This window comes from Cellulomonas sp. GbtcB1, from assembly GCF_019091725.1.
In the GTDB taxonomy this organism is placed as follows: domain Bacteria; phylum Actinomycetota; class Actinomycetes; order Actinomycetales; family Cellulomonadaceae; genus Cellulomonas.
In genome coordinates this window covers 18,754-41,676 of the sequence record NZ_JAGXJG010000005.1, presented here as the reverse complement: position 1 = coordinate 41,676, position 22,923 = coordinate 18,754, and the positions used below count along the sequence as shown (strand labels likewise).

Annotated in this window: 20 protein-coding genes and 2 tRNA genes; 7 read left to right on the top strand and 15 right to left on the bottom strand. The window is 73.5% G+C overall.

Features of this window, described 5'->3' with window-relative positions:
- Positions 1 to 6: 6 nt before the first annotated feature.
- The 5 genes from KVT14_RS03250 to pknB are packed head-to-tail and all read left to right on the top strand — an operon-like array spanning position 7 to position 7,634.
- Positions 7 to 1,329 carry a Stp1/IreP family PP2C-type Ser/Thr phosphatase gene (locus tag KVT14_RS03250; RefSeq protein WP_217614343.1) on the top strand — a complete coding sequence of 441 codons (1,323 nt, stop codon included), beginning with the start codon at positions 7 to 9 and terminating at the stop codon, positions 1,327 to 1,329.
- Complete coding sequence (locus KVT14_RS03245) at positions 1,329 to 2,804, top strand: FtsW/RodA/SpoVE family cell cycle protein (RefSeq protein WP_217614342.1); 1,476 nt, start codon at positions 1,329 to 1,331, stop codon at positions 2,802 to 2,804. Before KVT14_RS03250 ends, KVT14_RS03245 begins: the two co-directional genes overlap by 1 nt.
- Positions 2,801 to 4,258 carry a penicillin-binding protein 2 gene (locus tag KVT14_RS03240; protein WP_217614341.1) on the top strand — a complete coding sequence of 486 codons (1,458 nt, stop codon included), beginning with the start codon at positions 2,801 to 2,803 and terminating at the stop codon, positions 4,256 to 4,258. Before KVT14_RS03245 ends, KVT14_RS03240 begins: the two co-directional genes overlap by 4 nt.
- Complete coding sequence (locus tag KVT14_RS03235) at positions 4,255 to 5,637, top strand: serine/threonine-protein kinase (protein ID WP_217614340.1); 1,383 nt, start codon at positions 4,255 to 4,257, stop codon at positions 5,635 to 5,637. Before KVT14_RS03240 ends, KVT14_RS03235 begins: the two co-directional genes overlap by 4 nt.
- Before the next feature lie 2 nt (positions 5,638 to 5,639).
- Entirely contained in the window at positions 5,640 to 7,634 is a 1,995-nt protein-coding gene (gene pknB / locus KVT14_RS03230; protein WP_308160864.1) for a Stk1 family PASTA domain-containing Ser/Thr kinase, read from the top strand.
- A gap of 185 nt (positions 7,635 to 7,819) precedes the next feature.
- Here the strand turns inward: pknB and KVT14_RS03225 are convergent, their stop codons facing one another.
- The 5 genes from KVT14_RS03225 to KVT14_RS03205 form a co-directional block, all read right to left on the bottom strand.
- Positions 7,820 to 8,734 (bottom strand): hypothetical protein, encoded by a 915-nt coding sequence (locus tag KVT14_RS03225; RefSeq protein ID WP_217614338.1) that lies wholly within the window; start codon positions 8,732 to 8,734, stop codon positions 7,820 to 7,822.
- A 367-nt stretch (positions 8,735 to 9,101) separates the two neighbouring features.
- Positions 9,102 to 9,725 (bottom strand): aminodeoxychorismate/anthranilate synthase component II, encoded by a 624-nt coding sequence (locus KVT14_RS03220; protein ID WP_217614337.1) that lies wholly within the window; start codon positions 9,723 to 9,725, stop codon positions 9,102 to 9,104.
- Positions 9,726 to 9,727: 2 nt separating this feature from the next.
- Complete coding sequence (locus KVT14_RS03215; protein WP_166938077.1) at positions 9,728 to 9,889, bottom strand: hypothetical protein; 162 nt, start codon at positions 9,887 to 9,889, stop codon at positions 9,728 to 9,730.
- A complete protein-coding gene (locus tag KVT14_RS03210) occupies positions 9,889 to 10,722 on the bottom strand; it encodes a class E sortase (RefSeq protein ID WP_217614336.1) in 834 nt (277 codons plus the stop codon). Before KVT14_RS03210 ends, KVT14_RS03215 begins: the two co-directional genes overlap by 1 nt.
- Positions 10,719 to 11,720 carry a DUF881 domain-containing protein gene (locus tag KVT14_RS03205; protein WP_308160863.1) on the bottom strand — a complete coding sequence of 334 codons (1,002 nt, stop codon included), beginning with the start codon at positions 11,718 to 11,720 and terminating at the stop codon, positions 10,719 to 10,721. The genes KVT14_RS03210 and KVT14_RS03205 overlap by 4 nt, the downstream gene beginning before the upstream one ends.
- Before the next feature lie 121 nt (positions 11,721 to 11,841).
- On the opposite strand from KVT14_RS03205, the gene KVT14_RS03200 reads away from it, so the two are divergent.
- Positions 11,842 to 12,090 (top strand): cell division protein CrgA, encoded by a 249-nt coding sequence (locus tag KVT14_RS03200; RefSeq protein WP_217614335.1) that lies wholly within the window; start codon positions 11,842 to 11,844, stop codon positions 12,088 to 12,090.
- Between the two features lie 261 nt (positions 12,091 to 12,351).
- On the opposite strand, the gene KVT14_RS03195 is transcribed toward KVT14_RS03200, so the two are convergent.
- Positions 12,352 to 13,047 (bottom strand): rhomboid family intramembrane serine protease, encoded by a 696-nt coding sequence (locus KVT14_RS03195; protein WP_308160862.1) that lies wholly within the window; start codon positions 13,045 to 13,047, stop codon positions 12,352 to 12,354.
- Between the two features lie 163 nt (positions 13,048 to 13,210).
- Positions 13,211 to 13,753, bottom strand: coding sequence for a peptidylprolyl isomerase (locus tag KVT14_RS03190; RefSeq protein ID WP_147795090.1), 543 nt, complete (start codon positions 13,751 to 13,753; stop codon positions 13,211 to 13,213).
- 149 nt (positions 13,754 to 13,902) lie between these two features.
- Between KVT14_RS03190 and KVT14_RS03185 the strand changes: the two genes are divergently transcribed.
- The gene (locus KVT14_RS03185) at positions 13,903 to 14,823 is read left to right on the top strand and encodes a hypothetical protein (RefSeq protein ID WP_217614333.1); all 921 of its coding nucleotides are present in this window, start codon (positions 13,903 to 13,905) and stop codon (positions 14,821 to 14,823) included.
- A gap of 62 nt (positions 14,824 to 14,885) precedes the next feature.
- Here the strand turns inward: KVT14_RS03185 and KVT14_RS03180 are convergent.
- From KVT14_RS03180 to recF, 8 genes are all read right to left on the bottom strand, one after another.
- Positions 14,886 to 14,961, bottom strand: a tRNA-Ala gene (locus tag KVT14_RS03180).
- A gap of 71 nt (positions 14,962 to 15,032) precedes the next feature.
- Complete coding sequence (locus KVT14_RS03175; RefSeq protein WP_210417409.1) at positions 15,033 to 15,152, bottom strand: DLW-39 family protein; 120 nt, start codon at positions 15,150 to 15,152, stop codon at positions 15,033 to 15,035.
- A 25-nt stretch (positions 15,153 to 15,177) separates the two neighbouring features.
- Positions 15,178 to 15,251: transfer RNA gene (locus tag KVT14_RS03170), tRNA-Ile, on the bottom strand.
- A 69-nt stretch (positions 15,252 to 15,320) separates the two neighbouring features.
- Entirely contained in the window at positions 15,321 to 16,070 is a 750-nt protein-coding gene (locus tag KVT14_RS23370; protein WP_217614332.1) for a DUF3566 domain-containing protein, read from the bottom strand.
- Positions 16,067 to 18,682 (bottom strand): DNA gyrase subunit A, encoded by a 2,616-nt coding sequence (gene gyrA / locus KVT14_RS03160; protein WP_217614331.1) that lies wholly within the window; start codon positions 18,680 to 18,682, stop codon positions 16,067 to 16,069. Before gyrA ends, KVT14_RS23370 begins: the two co-directional genes overlap by 4 nt.
- Positions 18,683 to 18,755: 73 nt before the next feature.
- The gene (gene gyrB, locus KVT14_RS03155) at positions 18,756 to 20,759 is read right to left on the bottom strand and encodes a DNA topoisomerase (ATP-hydrolyzing) subunit B (protein ID WP_308160860.1); all 2,004 of its coding nucleotides are present in this window, start codon (positions 20,757 to 20,759) and stop codon (positions 18,756 to 18,758) included.
- A gap of 278 nt (positions 20,760 to 21,037) precedes the next feature.
- Positions 21,038 to 21,646 carry a DciA family protein gene (locus KVT14_RS03150; RefSeq protein ID WP_308160859.1) on the bottom strand — a complete coding sequence of 203 codons (609 nt, stop codon included), beginning with the start codon at positions 21,644 to 21,646 and terminating at the stop codon, positions 21,038 to 21,040.
- Between the two features lie 4 nt (positions 21,647 to 21,650).
- A complete protein-coding gene (gene recF, locus KVT14_RS03145; protein WP_217614329.1) occupies positions 21,651 to 22,913 on the bottom strand; it encodes a DNA replication/repair protein RecF in 1,263 nt (420 codons plus the stop codon).
- Positions 22,914 to 22,923 lie beyond the last annotated feature (10 nt).

Below are 22,923 nucleotides of genomic sequence, written 5' to 3'. Positions count from 1 at the left end.
GGGATCGTGGGCATCGCGCTGCGGTACGCCGCCCGGTCCGACGTGGGGCTGGTCCGGTCGAACAACCAGGACTCCGCCTACGCCGGTCCGCACCTGCTGGTCGTCGCGGACGGCATGGGCGGGCACGCCGGGGGCGACGTCGCGTCGTCCGTGGCGATCGCCGCCCTCGCCCCGCTGGACGGCGAGTCGCACGGCCCGGACGACGCGCTGGACGAGCTCGAGCGCGCGCTCGAGGAGGCCCGCGAGGAGATCATCAGCCGGTCGGAGTCGAACCCCGAGCTCGCCGGGATGGGCACGACGGTCACCGCGATCCTGCGGGCCGGCAACAAGCTCGCGATGGTGCACCTCGGCGACTCCCGCGGTTACCTGCTGCGCGACGGCGTGCTGACCCAGGTCACGACCGACCACACCTTCGTCCAGCACCTGGTCAACACGGGCAAGATCACGCCCGAGGAGGCCGAGACCCACCCCCAGCGTTCCGTCGTCATGCGGGTGCTCGGCGACTTCGACGTCGACATCGCCCCGGACCTGTCCGTGCGCGAGGCGCGGGCGGGCGACCGCTGGCTGCTGTGCTCCGACGGGCTGTCGGGGTTCGTGAGCGGGGAGACGATCGCCCGGACGCTGTACGAGCTGCCGGACGTCGACACCTGCGCCGAGCGGCTGGTTCAGCTCGCGCTGCGCGCGGGCGGTGGCGACAACGTGACCGTGGTGGTCGCCGACGTACTCGAGCTCAACGAGGTCCGCGACGGTGCCGGCCCGACCACGAACGCGGTGGTCGTCGGGTCGGCGGCCGTCTCGCGCAACCGCCCGACCGCCGCGCAGGACGGTCCCGCCGCGCGCGCCGCCGAGCTGTCCCGGCAGGCCAGCACCCCCGGCGGGGGCGTGGCCGTCGTGGACGACGCCGACGACGCGGAGGACGACCCCGACGAGCGCCGCACGCGCCGGCGGCGCCGGACGCGCCGCGTCGTGCTGAGCCTGCTCGCCGTCGTGGTCCTGGCCGGGGCCGCGTTCGGCTTCTACCGGTGGACGCAGACCCAGTACTACGTCGGGGTCGACGGCGAGGTCGTCGCGATCTACCGCGGCATCCCGCAGTCGGTCGGACCGCTGTCCCTGTCGGAGGTCGTCGAGACCACCGACGTCGTCGTCGACGACCTGCCCGCCTTCGTGCGCGAGCGCCTCGACCAGACGATCCACACCGCGACGCTGGCCGACGCCCGCGAGCGCGTCGAGTCGCTCGCCGCGGACGCGGAGCCGGAGCCGAGCCCGACGCCGTCGCCCGCGACCCCGGCCGCGACGCCCGGCGCGACCACCCCGCCGGCGGGACCCTGATGGCCACGGTGGAGGCGCACCGCGTGCGCGCCGGCCGCGGCACCGAGCTGGCCCTGCTGGTCCTGGCGCTGGCGATCGCGATCGCCGCGTACGCGCTGGTCGGGCTGGGCGCGACCGACGAGCTGCCCGCCGACGTGCTCGGGTACGGCGCCGGCCTGGCCGGGCTCGCGCTGGTCGTGCACCTCGTGCTGCGCTGGCGCGCGCCCTACGCGGACCCGGTGATCCTGCCGTCGGTGATCGCGCTCAACGGCATCGGCCTGGCGATGATCTACCGGATCGACCTGGCCCGCGAGGCCCGCGGCGGCACCGAGATGTTCGCCGGCCGGCAGCTCGCGTGGTCGGCCATCTCGGTCGTGCTCGCGTGCGTGGTCCTCGTGGTGCTGCGCGACCACCGCACCCTGCGCCGGTACACGTACACCGCGATGGTCGTCGGCCTCGCGCTCATCCTGCTGCCGCTGGTCCCGGGGCTCGGCGTCACGATCAACGGCGCGCGGATCTGGGTCCGCGCGCTCGGGTTCTCCCTGCAGCCGGCCGAGCTCGCCAAGATCGCGCTGGCCGTGTTCTTCGCCGGCTACCTGGTCACGCACCGCGACACGCTCGCCCTCGCGGGGCCCAAGGTGCTCGGCCTCCAGCTTCCCCGCCTGCGCGACCTCGGGCCGATCATCGTCGTCTGGGCCGCCTCGATCGCCGTCCTGGTGCTGCAGAGCGACCTCGGCACCTCGCTCCTGCTGTTCGGCCTGTTCGTCGCGATGCTCTACGTCGCGACCGAGCGGCTGTCCTGGATCGTCATCGGCATGGTGATGTTCGCCGGCGGCGTCGCCTTCGCGACCACCGCGTTCGGGCACGTCGCGGCGCGGTTCCACATCTGGCTGCACGCGCTCGACCAGGACGTGTTCGAGCGGTCCCCGGGCGGCTCCGGCCAGCTGGTCCGCGGGCTGTTCGGGCTGGCCAGCGGCGGGCTGTTCGGCACGGGCTGGGGCCAGGGCCGGCCCGACCTGGTGCCGTTCGCCGAGTCGGACTTCATCATCGCGTCGCTCGGCGAGGAGCTCGGCCTGACCGGGCTCATGGCGATCCTCACGATCTACCTGGTGCTGTGCCAGCGCGGCCTGCGCACCGCGATCGGCGTCCGGGACGGCTTCGGCAAGCTGCTCGCCGCCGGCCTGGCGTTCGTCATCGCGTTCCAGTGCTTCGTCGTCGTCGGCGGCATCACCCGGATCATCCCGCTGACCGGCCTGACCACGCCGTTCCTCGCGTACGGCGGCTCGTCGCTCCTGGCCAACTGGATCATCGCGGCGCTGCTCCTGCGCATCTCCGACGACGCCCGGCGCCCCGCGCCCGAGCCGGGTGGCGAGCTCCTGTCCACCCCGGCCGGCGGCCTGCCGCTCGACGAGGACGCCCGCAACCCCGTCGCCGTCGCCGGTGACGACCAGCCCACCGAGCAGCTGCGCCGCACGTCCGGGGGTGGTCGCGCGTGAACACCGCCCTCCGCCGCCTGGCGACGGTCGTCGTCGTGATGTTCCTGGCCCTGCTCGCCGGCACCACCTGGGTGCAGTTCGGCCAGGCGTCCGCGCTGAACAACGACTCGCGCAACGTGCGCACGCTGTACCGGGAGTACGGCAAGCCGCGCGGCCCGATCATCGTGGCCGGCCAGCCCGTGGCGCAGTCGACGGCCGTCGACGACCCGTTCGGGTTCCAGCGCTCCTACAGCCAGCCCGAGCTCTACTCGACGGTCACCGGCTTCTACTCGGTCGTGAACGGCGGCTCCCAGCTCGAGCGGTCGATGAACGACGTGCTCACCGGCCAGGCCGACTCGCTGTTCTGGACCCGCATCCAGGACCTGATCACGGGCGCGCAGCCGCAGGGCTCGTCCATCGAGCTCACGATCGACCCGGCGGCCCAGCAGGCGGCGGTCGACGCGCTCGGCGGCCAGCAGGGCGCGGTCGTGGCGGTCGAGCCGTCGACCGGCCGGATCCTCGCGATGGTCTCGACGCCGGGCTTCGACCCGAACGCCCTCGCCACGCACGACACGACGGCGGCGAACGCGGCGTACCAGCAGCTCCTCGCGGCCGAGGGCGACCCGCTCATCAACAAGACCACCAGCGAGAACTACCCGCCCGGGTCGACGTTCAAGCTGGTCACCGCCGCGGCGGCGCTTGAGTCCGGCGACTACACGCCCGACTCGGTGCTGTCCGCGCCCGACGTCTACACGCTGCCCGGCACCCGGACCACCCTGCCCAACTTCGGCGGGTCGTCCTGCGGGGCGAACCAGCAGACGACGCTCGCCGACGCGCTGCGGATCTCCTGCAACACGGCCTTCGCGTCGCTCGGGGTGGACCTCGGCGACGACGCCATCCGCGCGCAGGCCGAGAAGTTCGGCTTCGACCAGACCGACCTCACCGTGCCGATGCGCGTCGCCGCCTCGCGGTACCCCGAGGACCTGGACGACGCCCAGACCGCGCTGTCGGCGATCGGCCAGGAGTCCGTGCGGGCGACCCCGACCCAGATGGCGATGGTCGCCTCGGCGATCGCGAACGGTGGCACGCTGATGACGCCGTACCTGGTGCAGACCGTGCGCACCGCCAACCTCGATGTCGTCAGCGAGGCGGACCCGACGGAGCTGTCCCAGGCGGTCTCCCCCGCGACCGCGCAGCAGCTGACCGACATGATGATCGGCGTCGTGCAGTCCGGGTCCGGCACGTCCGCGCAGATCCCCGGCGTGGCGGTGGCAGGGAAGACCGGCACGGCGCAGACCGGCGTCGAGGGCGACGCCCCGCACGCCTGGTTCACCGGCTTCGCGCCCGCGGACGACCCCCAGGTCGCCGTGGCGGTCATCGTCGAGCACGGCGGGTCCGTCGGCTCCGAGGCCACCGGCGGCCGCGTCGCCGCGCCGATCGCCAAGGCCGTCATGGAGGCGGTGATCAACCCGTGAGGCCGGCACCGGGCGTCGTGCTGGGCGGGCGCTACCGCCTGACCCGGCAGATCGCCGTCGGCGGCATGGGCGAGGTCTGGGCCGCGCACGACGAGTCCCTGGCGCGCGACATCGCGATCAAGGTGCTGCGCGAGGAGTACGCCGGCGACACCGGGTTCCTCGAGCGGTTCCGCACCGAGGCCCGCAACGCCGGCAGCCTGTCGCACGCCGGCATCGCCGCGCTGTTCGACTACGGCGAGCAGGACGGGTCCGCGTTCCTGGCGATGGAGCTGATCGTCGGCGAGCCCATGAGCGACCTGCTCGAGCGCGAGCCCGTGCTGCCCCCGCGCCGGCTGCTGCCGATCCTGGCGCAGACCGCGCGTGCCCTGCACGCCGCGCACGAGGCCGGCGTCGTGCACCGCGACGTGAAGCCCGGGAACATCCTCATCACGCCCACGGGCAAGGTGAAGATCACCGACTTCGGCGTCTCGCTGTCCAGCAACCAGGTCCCGATGACCGCCACCGGCATGGTGATGGGCACCGCGCAGTACCTGTCGCCCGAGCAAGCCGTCGGCGGCCCCGCCACGGCGGCGTCCGACATGTACGCGCTCGGGATCGTCGCCTACGAGGCGCTGGTCGGGCACCGGCCGTTCACCGGGCCGACCGCCGTCGACATCGCGGTCGCGCACGTGAACACCCCCGTCCCGCCGCTGCCGCCCTCGGTGGACCGGCAGATCGCGCGGCTGGTCATGCGGCTGCTCGCCAAGGACCCCGCCGACCGGCCCCGCACCGCCGACGAGCTCGCCGACCTGTTCGACGCGCTCGTCCCGCACACGCCCGCCGGCGGCAGCCCGCCGGTGTCGATCGTGCCGGGGCGCTCGGCCTCCGGCGCCGGCGCGGGCGCCCGGTCGGGCGCGCGCGAGACGGCCGGCGAGTCGCGCGCCACCGGCTCGCGGCCCAGCGACGCCGGCGCGATGCGCGTGCGCGGGTCGGCCTCCTCCCCGGCGGCGACCGCGACGGACACCCCGCCGTCGTTCGACCCGCGGACGGGACGGCCCACCACGGGCGCCCGCACGGCCGCGCCGGCGCCGACCTACCGCGCGACCGGTGGCCGCGGCGGCGCGCACAGCAACCCGACGACCCGCGCGCACGCCCGCGTGCAGCGGGGCGCCGGCGGCGGGCGGTTCCACGTCCGCTGGCCGCTCCTGGTGCTCGCCGTCCTGGTCGTGGCGCTCCTCGGAGCCGCGCTGGCGGACCGCCTGACGGGTGACACGGGGTCGCTCGCCCCCGTGGGTACCAGCGAGTACACCCGGGCGGCCACCGAGGGTGGGATGATCTGGCGAGCACTGCCCGGCGCAACCGCGCCGGACGCGCAGACGACGACAGCGAAGGACGCCTAGTGGTGGACGACGGATCCCGGATCCTCGCCGGACGGTACGAGGTCGGTGAGCTCATCGGCCGTGGTGGCATGGCCGAGGTGCACATCGGGCACGACGCGCGCCTCGGGCGCACCGTGGCGATCAAGATCCTGCGCTCCGACCTCGCGCGCGACCCGTCGTTCCAGGCGAGGTTCCGCCGCGAGGCGCAGGCCGCGGCGGGGCTCAACCACCCGTCCATCGTCGCCGTGTACGACACCGGCGAGGACGTGTACACCGAGCCCACGGGCGCGACCGCGCACGTGCCGTTCATCGTCATGGAGTATGTCGAGGGCCACACGGTCCGCGACATCCTCCGCGACGGCCAGGCCGTGCCGATCGAGGAGGCCATCGAGATCACCGCCGGCGTGCTGTCGGCGCTCGAGTACTCCCACCACGCGGGCATCGTGCACCGCGACATCAAGCCGGCGAACGTCATGCTGACCCCCACGGGCGCCGTCAAGGTGATGGACTTCGGCATCGCGCGCGCCGTCGCCGACTCCGCGGCCACCATGACGCAGACCCAGGCCGTCATCGGCACCGCGCAGTACCTGTCGCCCGAGCAGGCCCGCGGCGAGACCGTCGACGCCCGCTCCGACCTGTACTCGGCCGGCTGCCTGCTGTTCGAGCTGCTCACCGGGCGCCCGCCGTTCATCGGCGACTCCCCCGTGGCCGTCGCCTACCAGCACGTCCGCGAGATCGCCCCGGCGCCGTCGTCGGTCGCCTCCGACGTGCCCGAGGTGCTCGACCGCATCACCGCGAAGGCGCTGGCCAAGGAGCGGGACGCCCGCTACTCGTCCGCCGCCGAGTTCCGCGCCGACCTCGAGGCCGCCGCCCGCGGCGGTGCCGTGTCCGCGCCCGCCGTGGCCGCCGCGGCGCTGGGCGCCGGCGCCGCGACGCAGGTCCTCGCGCCCGACGCGGCCGCGACGCAGGTCATGCCCGGCGACGCCCCCGCGTGGGCGCCGACCGGCCCCGGCACGTCGGTGCTGCCCGCGCAGACCGACGAGGAGCCGGAGGAGGAGAAGAAGTCCAAGCGGTGGCTGTGGATCACGCTCAGCGTGATCGCGGTCCTGGCGGTGGGCGGCCTCATCTGGCTGCTGACGCAGGACCGGGAGCCACCCGTCGAGATGGTCACCGTGCCGACCGTCACCGGTCAGGCCGAGGCGGACGCGACCACGGCACTGACCGGCGCGGGCTTCGAGGTGGACCGGCAGGCCGAGGCCAGCGCCGACGTGCCCGAGGGCTCGGTCACGCGCACCGACCCGGCCGGCGGCACGGAGGCCGAGGACGGCTCCTCGGTGACCATGTGGGTGTCCACCGGGCCGAACGCCGTCACGGTGCCGGACGTCTCCGGGCTGACCCAGGACCAGGCGAGGCAGCAGCTCACCGACGCCGGCCTGGTCGTGGGCACCGTCCGCGAGGACGACAACCCCGCGCAGCCCGAGGGGCGGGCGCTGGGCACCGAGCCCGGCGCGACGCAGTCGGTCGCCGAGGGGTCGTCGGTGACGCTCGTGATCTCCTCGGGACTGGTCCAGCTCCCGGACCTCGCCGGTCAGACGGAGGACGCCGCGAAGGAGACGCTGAACGGCCTCAAGCTGACGGCCAACACCTCGTCCGAGGAGAGCGCGGACGTCGCCCCCGGCACCGTGATCCGTCAGGACCGCGCCGCGGGCCTCGTGCCGCAGGGCACGACGGTGAACCTCGTGATCGCCACCGCCCCGACGACCGTCACCATCCCGAACGACATCGTCGGCAAGTCCGAGGCGGACGCCACCGCGCAGCTCCAGGGCCTGGGCCTCCAGGTCGACGCCGTGTCCTCCGACGACCCGTCCAGCCAGCCCGCCGGGGTGGTGCTGTCGTCCGACCCGCGCGCGGGCTCGACGGTCCCGCTCAACAGCACGGTCACCCTGACCCTGTCCTCGGGCCCGAACCCGACGGGCGGCAACCAGGGCAACGGCGGCGGCAACGGCAACGACGGCTGAGCACCGGCACCCGGCTCGGCCTGCGGGCCCCGATCCCCTCCGGGCGGATCGGGGCCCGCGTCGTCTCTCCCCTCGCACCCGCGCCACCATCGCGACGAGTTCGGTACCCCCAGCCGAGTTCGGTGCCCCCAGCCACCGAACTGGGCTGGAAGCACCGAACCGACGAGGACCCCCGAGCGGCCGCGTCAGCCGCGGCGTCGACGAGCGGATCGCAGGGCGCGGCGGACGCGCTGCACCACCTCCGCCGGGCGGTCCAGGTCAGGCCAGGTCACGCGGAGAACCGTCCAGCCCTCGTCCTCGATCGCGTGCTGCCGACGCTTCTCCTGGAACAGCGCGTCGGCTGCCGCACGGCCGTCCGTGCCGTACTTCACGCGGCCGTCGAACTCCACCGCCACCCGCTCCTCCGGCCAGCCCACGTCGACCCACCGCCACCCGCCGGCGGTCCGGACGGGCACCTGCAGATCGGGGAGGGGCGACCCGGACGCGGCGAGGATCCACCGGAGCCGGGACTCGCCGACCGACTCCGCCCGGGCGTCGGCCATGCCGAGCACGAGGCGCGCACGGCGGATCCCGGGGCTCCCGGCCCGACGCTCGACGATCCGGCGGAGCTCGGCCGGGTCGGCTCCCGCACGCAGCCCCGAGTCGGCGACGGCGAGTCCGTGCGCGCCCGGGAGCGTCGCGGCGCAGTCGACGACGGTGCGCTCCAGCGAGGTGGTCGGAAGCGCGAGCGACCGGCTCACGTCACCCGTCGACATCGCCGCGAAGTGGTCACGCACGCCGTCGGGCCGATCCGTCCGGACCGCGCGCCGGCGGACGGGCCCGGTGACGTCCACGTGCCGGGGCACGGTGACCAGGGAGCAGCCCCAGAGCACGGCTGCGGTGGTGTGGCTGAACCAGTGCTCCCCGGTCCGGCGCGCGTGCACCGCGGCCGCGCGGCACAGCAGCAGGTGCAGGGCGGTGTCGTGGGGACTGAGGCCCTCGCAGGGCGGCGCGTATGCTCCGCGTCCGACGCGGACGAGCGTCCCGTGACGGAGCCGTCGCTGCAGGTCCTCCACGGGTACGTCTGCGGCGAGCACGACCTCCGGGACGCCCGGTCGCACGACAGCGGTCCACGCGCGACCGGGTGGCCGGTCATCGGGACGCCGCGCGGTCCCGGGGCAGGCGGTCGCTGCGACGGGGTCCCCTCGCTCGGCGGTCGAGGGCGGGTGGTTCAGAACGGGGCTCGAGGGGCTCATGTCCCCAGGCTGGCGCCCGCGCCTCCGGGGCTCTCCTCGCGGTCCCCAGATCGGAGCACCTGCGTGCGTCCCGCACGCCTGTGGACGGCTCGGCCGGCGCAAACCGTCCACCGGTGCGCAGCCCGCGAGTTCGGTGGCTCCGGCCGAGTTCGGTGCTTCCTGCCACCGAACTCGGCTGCACACACCGAACTCGGTGCTCAGCCGGCCCGCAGCGGAAAGCGCGCAGCAGGGCCTACGGGCGGACCAGGGGGTGGAGGCCCGCGGAGCGGGCGACCGCGTCCGACTCGCCCGTCAGGGTCAGCCAGTTCGCCAGGAGGCGGTGGCCGCCCTCCGTCAGGACGCTCTCCGGGTGGAACTGGACGCCGTGCAGCGGGAGCGTCCGGTGCTGCAGGCCCATGATGATGCCGTTCGCCCGCGCGGTGACCTCGAGGTCGGCCGAGACGGTGTCGTCGACGACGGCCAGCGAGTGGTACCGGGTCGCGGTGAACGGCGTCGGCAGGCCCTCGAAGACACCGTGCCCCTCGTGGGACACCAGGCTGGTCTTGCCGTGCATCAGCTCCGGGGCGTGCGTGACGGTGCCGCCGAACACCTCGCCGAGCGCCTGGTGCCCGAGGCAGACCCCGAGCATGGGCGTGCCGGACTCGGCGCAGTCCCGGATCACCTGCATGGACGCGCCGGCCTCGGACGGCGTGCCCGGGCCCGGCGACACGAGGACCCCGTCGAACTCCCCGCGCTCGGAGACCGGCGGCACGGCATCGTTCCGCACGACGACGGTCTCGGCACCGAGCTGGTCCAGGTACCCGACGATCGTGTAGACGAACGAGTCGTAGTTGTCGACGACCAGGATGCGGCTCATCGTCAGCCCTCCCCCACGGTGGTGTCGTTGAACGGCATGTACGGGGCGAGCCAGGGGAACACCCACACGAAGCACGCGGCCAGGACGGCCACGGCGAGGACCAGCAGGATCAGGACGCGCACCAGGGCCGGCCCGGGCAGGTGCCGCCACAGCCACCCGTACATCAGGAGACCTCCGCGAGCTCGGCGGGCACGCCCTCGGAGACGGGTGCCCAGTAGTCCAGGACGCCGTGCACGATGTACCGCTCCCGCGCGGAGAACATCGGGTGGCAGGTCGTCAGGGTGATGAAGCGCTCGGTCGGCTCGGCGTCCGGCTGGTCGGGTACCGGGGCGATGACCTGCACGTCGTCGGGCATGACGATCTGCGACGACGTCACGCGGTAGACGTACCAGGTGTCCTCGGTCCACACCACGATCGGGTCGCCCTCCTGGAGCTCCGCGATCCGGTTGAACGGCTTGCCGTACGTCGTGCGGTGCGCGGCCAGCGAGAAGTTGCCGACGCCGCCGGGCATCGCGGTGCCCTCGTAGTGCCCGACGCCGAGCGGGTTGAGGACGTTCGGCCGGTCGGTGCCCTGCGTGATGGTGCGGGTCGGCTCGCCGTCCCAGCGCGGCACGCGCATGGACGCGAACGTCGTGAGGTACTCGGGCTCGGCCATGACAGGCGGCTCGTCGTACCGCGGCGTGACGATCGCGGGGCCGTCGGACGCCAGCGGCTCCAGGGGCTCGTCCCAGCCCTGCTCCTGGACGAGCTGGGCCTGCTCGCGGTTCGACTCGACGTCCGTCCACCACAGCTGCCACGCGAGGAACGCCAGCAGCAGCACGCCCGCGGTGATCAGCAGCTCGCCGAGGACGCCGACGGCGCCGAGGACGACGCCGCCCCCGCGCGACGGCTGCCGGTCGCGCGACCGGCCCGCGCGCCGCCCTCCGCCCGCGCCGGACCCGACCGGGCCGGCGTCGCGGCCGTCCGCGTCGGGCCGGGTGGTCTCGGTCCCGCTCATCCCTCGGTGTCCTCCTGACGCGCGGCGGGACCCGCCCCGGTGCTCGTGGCGGTGCTCCCGTCGGCGACGAGACCCGGGAGGACCTCGGTGCCGGACGGCACGCTGGCGTACCGCATGTCGACCGAGCCATCGTAGGCGGGCACCTGCACGCCCTGCTCGGGGCGGGTGACCTGGTACCCGAGCCCGACGGCGTCCACCCAGGACCGGTAGGCGCGGACGGCGGGGTCCCCGGCGAGCGCGTCGAGCAGCTCCTCGGGGTCGCCCACGGCGGTGACGACGTACGGGGGCGAGTACCGGCGACCCTGGAGCGACAGCACGTTGCCGATGCACTGGAACGCGCTGGTGGAGATGACGCGCTGGTCCATGAGGGCCATCGCCTCCGCTCCCCCGGCCCACAGGGCGTTGATGACCGCCTGGAGGTCCTGCTGGTGCACGACGAGGTCGTCGGGACCGGCTCCGGCGGGACGCGGCCCGTCCGCGGGGGCGTCGTCGAGGCTCACGGTGATGCCCGTCCCCGTCACCGCCACCTTGCCGGAGGCGATGTCGAACGCCTCCCCCGCCGACTGCCACTCCAGGCCCACCGAGTCGGTCTGGGTCTGCGTGAGCGCGTCGACCTCGGACCGCAGCGCGGCCACCTGGTCGGCCAGCCGCTCCCGGCGGACGTCCTCGTTGGCCTGCAGCCCGGCCAGGTCCTGCGGCTGCCGGGTGTCGGTCCCGCTGGCGAGCCGGGCGTTCGCGGTGAACAGCGCGCCCGCCAGGGCCATGACCAGGCCGATCGACAGCGTGCCGCGCAGCGCGCGACCCCGGCGGTGCCGCTGGATGCGGTGCTGGGCGTGCTCGCGCGCGGCGCGCAGCCGGGCCGACGGCTGGGTGGGCGACGAGGCTCCGGAGGGCGCGTCGGGCGGGGCGGACGGTCCCCCGGGCGCGCCCGGGTCGTCCGGCGCTGCCGGCGCCGCGTGGACCCCGTGGGCCCGACGCTCAGGGTGCTGCTCGGGCACGCTCATCCCCCTCGGTTCTCCGCCACTACGCTAGGCCACGTCCACGCGGCTCCGTGCGCGCGTCCGCAGCGCGGCGCGGGCCGGATCCGCCGAGCTAGACGGTCGACGTCAGGAGCATCCCGTGCCCAAGTCCAGGACGCGGCAGAAGTCGCACTACACCGCGCCCACCGAGCGCTCGTCCGGCCCCACGGTCAACCCGCCGTGGTTCGTGCCCGTGCTCGGCGGCCTGCTCCTCGTCGGCCTGGTGTGGATCGTCGTCACCTACCTGACGAACTTCGACTTCCCGATCCCCGGGATCGGGTCGTGGAACCTCGCGATCGGCTTCGCGTTCGCGCTGGTCGGCCTCGGGATGGCCACCCGCTGGAAGTGACCGCCCGGCCGCGGCCGGGCGGACGGTGACGTCGCCCGGCCCGGCACCGGTGCGCGCGCCCGCCGACCGGATGTCGGCTTGCGCCCCGCGGCGCTGTCCCCGACCGCTGTCCCCAGGCACGGCCCGGTTGTCCCCAGCCCGTCCCCCGGTGAATCCGCGGCAGATCGGCGCGATCGGCGGCCCTGTCCCCAGCGGTGCACAACCCTGTGGATAACTACACCGGTGTAATTCCACACCTGTGAGCATCGTTGGGGATCGGTCTCAGACCCCCGCGTAGGTGACCACGGCGGCACCGACCAGCAGGACGGCGACCGCGGCGCACGACCCGACCGCGACGAGCGTCCGCCGCTCCCGCGGGGCGTAGGCGAAGGCCGCGCCGAGCGCGGCGCCCACGAGCAGGCCGCCGAGGTGCGCCTGCCAGGCCACGCCCGGCAGGACGAAGCCGAGCACGGCGTTGATGGCGATGACGGCGACGATGCCGCCCGCGGACCGCCCCACGCGGCGCAGGACGACCAGGACCGCCCCGAACAGGCCGAACACGGCCCCCGACGCGCCGACGACGCCGGTCACCCAGGACAGCTCGACCGGCGAGGCCAGCAGCAGCACCATCACCGAGCCGCCGACGGCGCTCAGCAGGTAGAGCGCGAGGAAGCGCCACCGGCCCAGCGAGGCCTCGAGGAACGGGCCGACCGACCACAGCGCGATCATGTTGAACGCGATGTGCGCGATGTTGCCGGTCGAGTGCAGGAACGCGGCCGTGAGGAACCGCCACGGCTCGGCCTCGCCGATGAACGGCGCGAACGCGAGGTCCCGGGTCCAGGTGTCGCTCGTGAGCTGGAGCACGTAGCTCACGACGCACAGCCCGATCAGCGTGAGCGTGACGACGGGGCGCCCGCCGGTGACGCGGCCGCCGAACGCGGTCCGCGCCGGCCGCTGCTGGCGCTGCGCGTCGCGCACGCAGTCGACGCACTGGATGCCCACCGCAGCCGGGCGCTGGCACTCCGGGCAGGTCGGCCGGCCGCACCGCTGGCACCGCACGTACGCGATGCGGTCGGGGTGCCGCGGGCAGACGGGCGGGGGTGTGGGCGCAGGGCCCGGCTGCGGTTGGGTCATCGAGGCGTCAGGACTCGAACGAGACCGACTCGATCACCACGTCCTCGACCGGGCGGTCGCCCGGGCGGGTGCGGGTGGTGGCGATCGCGTCCACGACGGCGCGGCTCTCCGCGTCGACGACCTTGCCGAAGATCGTGTGCTTGCCGTTGAGGTGCGGCGTCTCGGTCACGGTGATGAAGAACTGCGAGCCGTTCGTGCCGCCCACCTGGCCCGTGATCGGGTCGCGGCGGAGGCCGGCGTTGGCCATCGCGAGCAGGTACGGCTCGGAGAACCGCAGCTCGGGGTGGATCTCGTCGTCGAAGGTGTAGCCGGGGCCGCCGGTCCCACGCCCGAGCGGGTCGCCGCCCTGGATCATGAAGCCGTCGATGACGCGGTGGAAGATGACGCCGTCGTACAGCGGGGAGCCGGTGCGCGGCTCGCCCGTCGCCGGGTCGGTCCACTCCTTCTCACCGGTCGCGAGGCCGCGGAAGTTCTCCACGGTCTTCGGGGCGTGGTTCTCGAAGAGCTCCAGGCGGATGTCGCCACGGTTCGTGTGCAGGGTCGCGTGCATGCCCGCCATCCTGTCACGCGGACGTGTGGGTCGGCCGGGTGAGGAACCGGTGTTCTCCCCGGACGAACACAGCGCTGCCACCTGCGCGGGAGGCCGGACGGTGGCAGAGTGGGGAGCCACCTGACCAGCCCGAGCAGGAGAGTGTGGACATGGCCTTCCTGACCCGACGGAGCAAGATCGAGACCGTCACCGACCACCTGACGTCCGAGCGCCTGAAGGGCCAGGCCGCCGACGTCGGCGCCGCCCTCGCGGACGCGGGCAGCAAGGCCGCGGACGGCGCCGGCAAGCTCGCCGCCACCGCGAAGGTGCAGGCGGGCGAGGCGGCGGTCGCCGCCAAGGGCGCCGCCGGACACGCCATCGAGTGGACGCAGCCCCGCGTGGAGGCGGCCGTCGAGTGGCTGATCCCGCGGATCGACCACCTGTACAAGGAGAGCGTCAAGGCCGCGGCCCCGCGCGTGGAGAAGGCCGCCGTCAAGGCGAGCCCCGTCATCGACACGGCGCACGACAAGCTCGTCGACGACCTGCTGCCCAAGCTCGTCCAGGCCGTGAACGAGGCGGCCGAGCGCGCCGGCGCCACGGTCGAGCAGGTCGTCGAGACCGGCTCGGGCAAGGCGAAGAAGCAGGCCGCGAAGGCGGCCGCCGCTGCCGCCGCCGCGGCGAAGGCGGCCGAGAAGAAGCAGCACAAGGGTGCCAAGCGCTTCTTCCTGTTCGCCACGATCCTCGGCGCCGGTGCCGCGGTGTTCGCGTGGACCCGCTCGCGCACGACGACCGACCCGTGGGCCGAGCCGTGGGAGCCCGAGGCCCCCGCCGCCGACCAGCTGCGCGCCCGCGCGGGCGACGCGGCGGACGCGGTCGGCCAGGCCGCCGGCGAGGCCGTGGCCCGCGGTCGCGAGGCGACCCACAAGGCCGCCGAGCGCGTCGCGGAGGTCCGCGAGGCGGCCGAGGAGCGCGTCGCCGACGCCACCGAGAAGGTCACCGAGGCGGCCAAGAAGGCGACTCCGCGCCGCGCGGCGCCGAAGAAGCCGGACACGGCCGCCGAGGGCACCGACGAGGGCTCCACGGGCGCCTGAACGGCCCCGAGGACGCCAGAGCGGCCCGGCACCCCTCGGGGGTGCCGGGCCGCTGACGTGCGTGGTGGAGCCAAGGGGACTCGAACCCCTAACCCCCTGCTTGCAAAGCAGGTGCGCTACCAATTGCGCCATGGCCCCGCGCGGTCCCGCCCGCGGGCGGGACGGCCGGTTTCCGGCCGCGGCAGGCGGCGGCGGAGAGGAGCGGAGGTCTACTCGACCGAGTCGGTGACCTCGGCCCACAGGTCGCGGTCGTCGCGCTCGGCGGCGTACCGCGTCCAGAGGACGTAGCCCGCGGCGGCGACCGCCGCGAGGAGCAGCAGCTTCTTCATGGATTCCTCCACGGGGCTTCGGGAGTGGGCCTAAGAGGACTTGAACCTCTGACCTCTTCCTTATCAGGGAAGCGCTCTAACCGTCTGAGCTATAGGCCCTCCGCACGCCAGCGTGCTGGCGTGCCGGACGAGACTACCCCAGCCGGGGCGTCCCGCCCAAACCGGGGTTCACTCGTCCGTCATCGTGACGTGCACGCCACCGACCAGCGCGGCGGTGATGTTGTACAGGAACGCGCCGATGGTGGCGAGCGCCGTGATGAGGAAGATGTCCACGACCGCGACCAGCGTGGCGATCGAGAGCACGCGGTCGAACTCGACGTACTGCATGAGGTCGATGTTCGAGTCGGCGAGGATCTCGGTGACGAGGTCGTTGATCGTCGCGAAGACGTGCAGCGAGTCGAGCGTGATCCACACGACGGCGGTCGCGACGACGATCATGATGCCGATCGCGACGGACATGAGGAACGACAGCTTCATGACCGACCACGGGTCGACGCGCGAGACCGCGAGCCGCACCCGGCGCGGGCCGGAGCCGCCGAGCGCGGAGGTCCCGGAGGGCCGCGCCGCGGTGGCGCCGGCCTTGCCCGCCCCGGGCTTGGGGGCGGAGGCACCCGCAGAGGCACCCGCGGCACCTGCCGCCGCGCCGGAGGTCGACGACCCGCCCGCGGCCGCAGCCGGCCGGACCGGCTCCTGCGTGGTGGTCGTCGCCGCGGCGGCGGACGTGCGCCCGGACCCGCCCTGGGTGGCGGCCGGCGTGGCCTTGGTCGCCGGGCCCTTGGCCGCGGGGGAGGCCGCGGCCGGCGCCTTCTTCGCGGCCGGCGCGGTGGCGCGCTCGGCCTGCTCGGTGGCGGTGCGGCCGGTCGGCTTGTCGCCGGCGTCGCCCTTGCGGGGCGGGATCGACGGAGGCGTGTCGGTCACGCGTCCTCCTCGGAGGTCTCGTCAGCCACCGGGGCGTCCGGAGCTGTGGTGGCGCTGGTGTCCTCGAGGGCCGCGGACGTGGTCACGTCCGGCTCGCCCGACTCACCCACGGTACCCGCCTCGTCACCGAGGTGACGCTCGATGTTCCGCGCGACCGCGATGATCCGGTCCCCGTTGTCGGGCTTGGCGAAGATCACGCCCTGGGTCGTGCGGCCCGTGGCGTTCACCTCGGAGGTCGCGGAGCGGACGATCTTGCCGCGCTCCATGATGACCAGCACCTCGTCGTCCGCGTCCGTGACCAGCGCACCGACCAGGTCGCCGTTCGCCTCGGGGAGGTTGGCGACCTTGATGCCGAGGCCGCCGCGGCCCTGGACCCGGTAGTTCTCCACGGTGAGCGCGGTGCGCTTGGCGATGCCGCCCTGGGTCACCGTGAACAGGAACGCCTCCTCGCGGACGACGTCCATCGCGAGCAGCTCGTCGTCGGCGCGGAACTTCATGCCGGTGACGCCGGACGTGGCCCGGCCCATCGGCCGCAGCGCCTCGTCCGTCGCGGTGAACCGCAGCGACTGGCCCTTGCGGGACACCAGGATCAGGTCGTTGACCGAGTCCACGATCCGCGCCGACACCAGCTCGTCGGGCAGGCCGTCCTCGTCCTCGCGCAGGTTGATCGCGATGACGCCGCCGGAGCGGTTGGAGTCGTACTCCGCCAGCCGGGTCTTCTTGACCAGGCCGCGCTTGGTCGCGAGGACCAGGAACTCGGCCTGCTCGTAGTCGCGCAGGTCCAGGACCTGGGCGATCTTCTCGCCCGGCTGGAACGCGAGCAGGTTGGCGACGTGCTGGCCCTTGGCGTCGCGGCCGCCCTCGGGGAGCTCGTACGCCTTGGCCCGGTAGACGCGGCCGAGGTTCGTGAAGAACAGCAGCCAGTGGTGCGTCGTCGTCACGAAGAAGTGGTCGACGATGTCGTCCTCGCGCAGCTGCGCGCCGCGCACGCCCTTGCCGCCGCGGCGCTGGGCCCGGTAGTTGTCCGAGCGGGTCCGCTTGGCGTAGCCGCCGCGGGTGATGGTGACGACCATCTCCTCCTCGGCGATGAGGTCCTCGACCGACACCTCGCCGTCGAAGGGCAGGATCGTCGTGCGGCGCTCGTCGCCGTACTTGTCGACGATCTCGTCCATCTCCTCGCGCACGATCCCGCGCTGGCGCTCGGGGGACTCGAGGATCGCCCGGTAGCCGAGGATCTCCTGCTCGAGCTTGGCGTACTCGTCGAGGATGCGCTGGCGCTCGAGGGCGGCCAGACGGCGGAGCTGCAGGGTGAGGATCGCGTTGGCCTGGACCTCGTCGATGTCCAGGAGTGCCATCAGGCCCGAGCGCGCCTCGTCGGCGTCGGGGGAGCGGCGGATGAGCGCGATGACCTCGTCGAGCGCGTCCAGCGCCTTGAGGTAGCCGCGGTAGATGTGGATCTGCTCCTCGGCCTTGCGCAGCCGGAAGTTCGTCCGCCGGACGATGACGTCGAGCTGGTGGGTCGTCCAGTGCCGGATGAACGCGTCCAGGCTGAGCGTGCGGGGCACGCCGTCCACCAGCGCGAGCATGTTGGCGCCGAACGTGTCCTGCAGCTGGGTGTGCTTGTACAGGTTGTTCAGCACGACCTTGGCGACGGCGTCGCGCTTGAGCACGATGACCAGGCGCTGGCCGGTGCGGCCGGAGGTCTCGTCGCGGATGTCCGCGATGCCCTGGACGCGGTTCTCGCGCACCAGGTCGGCGATCTTCTTGGCCAGGGTGTCCGGGTTGACCTGGTAGGGCAGCTCGGTGACGACGAGGCAGATCCGGCCCTGGATCTCCTCGACCTCGACGACGGCGCGCATCGTGATCGAGCCGCGGCCCGTCCGGTACGCCTCCTCGATGCCCCGGTGACCGAGGATCGTGGCGCCGGTGGGGAAGTCGGGGCCCTTCACGCGGGTGAGCAGCGCGGCGAGCAGCTCCTCCTTGGACGCCTCGGGGTTGTCGAGGTGCCAGCGGACGCCCTCGGCGACCTCGCGCAGGTTGTGCGGCGGGATGTTGGTCGCCATGCCGACCGCGATGCCGGCGGAGCCGTTGACCAGCAGGTTCGGGAACCGCGAGGGCAGGATCGACGGCTCCTGGGTGCGGCCGTCGTAGTTGTCCTGGAAGTCGACGGTGTCCTCGTCGATGTCCCGGACCATCTCCATGGCCAGCGGCGCCATCTTGCACTCGGTGTACCGCGGGGCGGCGGCCGGGTCGTCGCCGGGGGAGCCGAAGTTCCCCTGGCCGGCGACCAGCGGGTACCGCAGCGACCAGTCCTGCACCAGGCGGACCAGGGCGTCGTAGATCGCCGTGTCGCCGTGCGGGTGGTACTTGCCCATGACGTCGCCGACGACGCGCGAGCACTTGGAGAACTGCCGGTCGGGCCGGTAGCCGCCGTCGTACATCGCGTAGAGGACGCGGCGGTGCACCGGCTTGAGGCCGTCGCGGACGTCCGGGAGCGCGCGGCCCACGATGACGGCCATCGCGTAGTCCAGGTAGGACCGCTGCATCTCGAGCTGCAGGTCCACCTGGTCGATGCGGCCGTGCTCGATGTTGTCGCCGGTCAGCTCAGTCACAGGTCAGGGTCCTTCGGTGGGACGGACCCGGCGCGCGGCGTGCGCCGGGGTCGTGCGGAGGGTCAGGGCGCGGTCAGATGTCCAGGAACCGCACGTCGCGCGCGTTGCGCTGGATGAACGAGCGGCGGGACTCGACGTCTTCGCCCATGAGCACCGAGAAGATCTCGTCCGCCGCGGCCGCCTCGTCGAGCGTGACCTGCAGCAGCGTCCGGTGCTCCGGCGCCATGGTGGTCTCCCAGAGCTCCGAGTAGTCCATCTCGCCGAGACCCTTGTACCGCTGGATGCCGTTGTCCTTCGGGATCCGCTTGCCGTTGGCCTGGCCGTCGGCGAGCACGGCGTCCCGCTCGCGGTCCGAGTACACGTAGTCGTGCGGCGCGTTCGACCACTTGATGCGGAACAGCGGGGGCTGCGCCATGTAGACGTGGCCCTTGAGGATCAGCTCCGGCATGTACCGGTAGAGCAGCGTGAGCAGCAGCGTCCGGATGTGCTGGCCGTCGACGTCGGCGTCGGCCATGAGGACGATCTTGTGGTACCGCAGCTTGGACAGGTCGAAGTCCTCGCCGATGCCGGTGCCGAACGCGGTGATCAGGGCCTGGACCTCGGCGTTGCCGAGCGCGCGGTCGAGGCGCGCCCGCTCGACGTTGAGGATCTTGCCGCGCAGCGGGAGGATCGCCTGGGTCTGCGGGTTGCGGCCGCGGACGGCGGAGCCGCCGGCGGAGTCGCCCTCGACGATGAAGATCTCGCACTCGGCCGGGTTGTTGGACTGGCAGTCCTTGAGCTTCCCGGGCATCGAGTTGGACTCGAGCAGGCCCTTGCGGCGGGTGGCCTCGCGGGCCTTGCGCGCGGCGAGCCGCGCCTGGGACGCCTGGATGGCCTTGCGGATGACGTCCTTGGCCTCGTTCGGGTGCGAGTCCAGCCAGTCGCCGAACTGCTCGTTGACCACGCGCTGCACGAAGGTCTTGGCCTCCGTGTTGCCCAGCTTGGTCTTGGTCTGGCCCTCGAACTGCGGCTCGCCGAGCTTGATCGACACGACGGCGGTGAGGCCCTCGCGGATGTCGTCGCCCGTGAGGTTGTCGTCCTTCTCCTTGAGGATGCCCTTGTCGCGCGCGTAGCGGTTGACCAGCGAGGTCATCGCCGCGCGGAAGCCCTCCTCGTGCGTGCCGCCCTCGGTGGTGGAGATGGTGTTCGCGTAGGTGTGCACCGACTCGGAGTAGGCGCTGGTCCACTGCATCGCGACCTCGACGGAGATCTTGCGCTCGGTGTCCTCGGCCTCGAAGTCGATGACCTCGGGGTGCACCAGGTCGACCTTCTTCGCCGAGTTCAGGTGCTTCACGTAGTCGACCAGGCCGCCGTCGTACTTGTAGGTGACGGTGCGGGCCGCGATCGACGGCTCCGTGTCCGTGTCCGCCGCGCCGGCCACCTCGTCCTCGGTGTCACCGTGCTGCGGGCGCTCGTCGGTCAGCGAGATCTGCAGGCCCTTGTTGAGGAACGCCATCTGCTGGAACCGGGAGCGCAGCGTCTCGAAGTCGTACTCCACGGTCTCGAAGATGCTGGGGTCGGCCCAGAACGTCTGCGACGTGCCGGTCTCCTCGGTGGCCTCGCCCTTGCGGAGCTCGCCGTTCGGCTTGCCGCCGTCCGCGAAGTCCTGCTCCCAGGTGTAGCCGTCGCGCTTGACGACGGTCTGCACCTTGGTGGACAGGGCGTTCACCACGGAGATGCCGACGCCGTGCAGGCCGCCCGACACGGCGTAGCCGCCGCCGCCGAACTTGCCGCCGGCGTGCAGGATCGTCATGACGACCTCGACCGTCGGCCGGCCCTCGGTGGGGTGGATCGCGACGGGGATGCCGCGGCCGTTGTCGACGACGCGGACGCCGCCGTCGGCGAGCAGCGTGACCTCGATGTGGTCGCAGTAACCGGCGAGGGCCTCGTCCACGGAGTTGTCGACGACCTCGTAGACCAGGTGGTGCAGGCCGCGCTCGCCGGTGGAGCCGATGTACATGCCGGGACGCTTGCGGACCGCCTCGAGGCCCTCGAGCACGGTGATCGCGGACGCGTCGTAGGCGGGAGTCCCGTTCACCGTCCCCCCGGGTGCGGAGGAATCAGGTCCGGTGGAGGGGCTCTGGTCAGCCACGGGCGGTGGTGCTCCTCAGTTCTCACACGCGGCGGAGGCGGCCGTCCTCCGCGCGGGAGGGCGGATCACTCCACGACGACGGAGATCGTGCGTCCTGGACCGGCGCAGACGCGCCAGAGATGTCGATTCCCAGTGTACCCGGCCCCGGGCCGGAAACCCCTGCGAACCGCCTTGCCTGTGGACGCGCTCCGCCGCGTCGTGGCGCGGGGGAGAGCGCCGTCCGGTCAGCCCCAGGTGTCCCGGGGCCCGCGGCCCTTCACGGAGCGGCGACCCTTGCCGAAGCCCGGCCCCTGCGGGCCGAGCACCCGCACGTCCTTCACGACGCCCTCGCCGACGTCCTCGGCCATCCGCCGGACGAGCTGCGGGGCCAGCATCTTGAGCTGCTGCGCCCACGCCGAGGAGTCGGTCCGGACCACCAGCACCCCCTCGGTGAAGGTCTCCGGCGTGCAGTGGTCGGCGATCTGGTCCCCGACGACCTCGCGCCACCGACCGACGACGCCGCCGACCGACACCTCCTGCACCCAGCCGCGGTCCCGGAACAGCGAGGCCATCGTCGCGGACACGGTCAGCGGGTCGCGCGGGTGCACGCCGGCGCCGCCGAGCTCCGCGGGGGAGAGCGGCGACCGCGCGCGGGGCGCCTGGCCCGGGCGGTAGCCCTTCGACCGGGCCACCGAGCGGAACCGGGCCAGCGAGAGCCGGGCCATCTGGGCGGCCGGCGTCACCTCGAGCTGCTCGGAGACCGGGACGGCGGGGTCGAACGTCGGGGCGTCGTCCGCGTCCGGGGCCGTCGCGGGACCGCGGTCGGCGGCCTCGGCGCCCCCGGGGAAGGGCACGTCGTCAGGCGACACGGGCGACCTCCGACGCCACCACGTCGTAGCGCGAGCCGGCCAGCCGCTCGGGCACGTCGCCCGGGACCGCCGCCGTGACGAACACCTGCCGCGCGCCGGCCACCATCTCGGCCAGCCGCTCGCGCCGCTTCGCGTCGAGCTCGGCGAACACGTCGTCCAGCATGAGCACGGGCTCGCCGTCCGGCCCGGAGTCCGCGACCCACAGCTGCGCGGCGTCCTCGGTCGTGCCGGGCCGCGGGCCGTTCGTCAGCAGCTCGTAGGACGCGAGCCGCAGGGCCAGGGCGACGGACCAGGACTCGCCGTGGCTTGCGTACCCCTTGGCGGGCAGGTCCCCGAGCGTGAGCACCAGGTCGTCGCGGTGCGGGCCGACCAGGCAGACCCCGCGCTCGAGCTCCTTGGGCCGGACCCGGGCCAGCGCCTCGAGCATCTGGGCCTCGACGGCGCGGGCGGGCGTGGCGGAGTCGGCCCCGGGCTGGGCGGGCCCGGCGACGGGCGGCAGCGTGTCGCGGTCGGCGTCCGCCCCGGCCAGCGCCGCGGCGAGCGAGGACCGGTAGCCGACCTGCGCGGCACCCTGGCCGTCGCTGACCCGCTCGTACGCGTCCTCGACGTAGGGGTCGAGCGCGGCGACCACGGCCTGCCGGGCGACGATGACGTGCGCGCCGAGCTCCGCGAGCTTGGCGTCCCAGACGTCGAGGGTGCTGAGGTCGAGGTTCGACCGGGACCCCCGGAACCCGGCCGCGGACTTCAGCAGGGCGGTGCGCTGCTTCACGACCCGGTCGTACTCGGAGAACACGCCCGCGAGCCGGGGCGTCACCTGCACCGCCAGCTCGTCGACGAACCGCCGGCGCCCGTCCGGGTCGCCCTTGACGAGCGCCAGGTCCTCGGGCGCGAACAGCACCGAGCGCAGGGCACCCACCACGTCGCGGGCCCGGGACGGGGCGCCGTTGAGCTTCACGCGGTTCGACCGGCCGGAGCCGAGCTGCGCCTCGATGACGAGCGCGCGCTCCGAGCCGTCGTCCTGCGCGCGCACGATGCGCGAGCGCACCACGGCCGCCGACGCCCCGGCTCGCACGAGCGGGGCGTCGGTCGGCACGCGGTGGCTGGAGAACGTCGAGACGTAGCCGATCGCCTCGACGAGGTTGGTCTTGCCCTGCCCGTTCGGCCCGACGAGCGCGGTGATCCCGGGCTCGAAGGTGAGGTCGACCTGGTGGTACGACCGGAAGTCCGTCAGGGACAGGTGCGAGACGTACATCGGCGGGGCG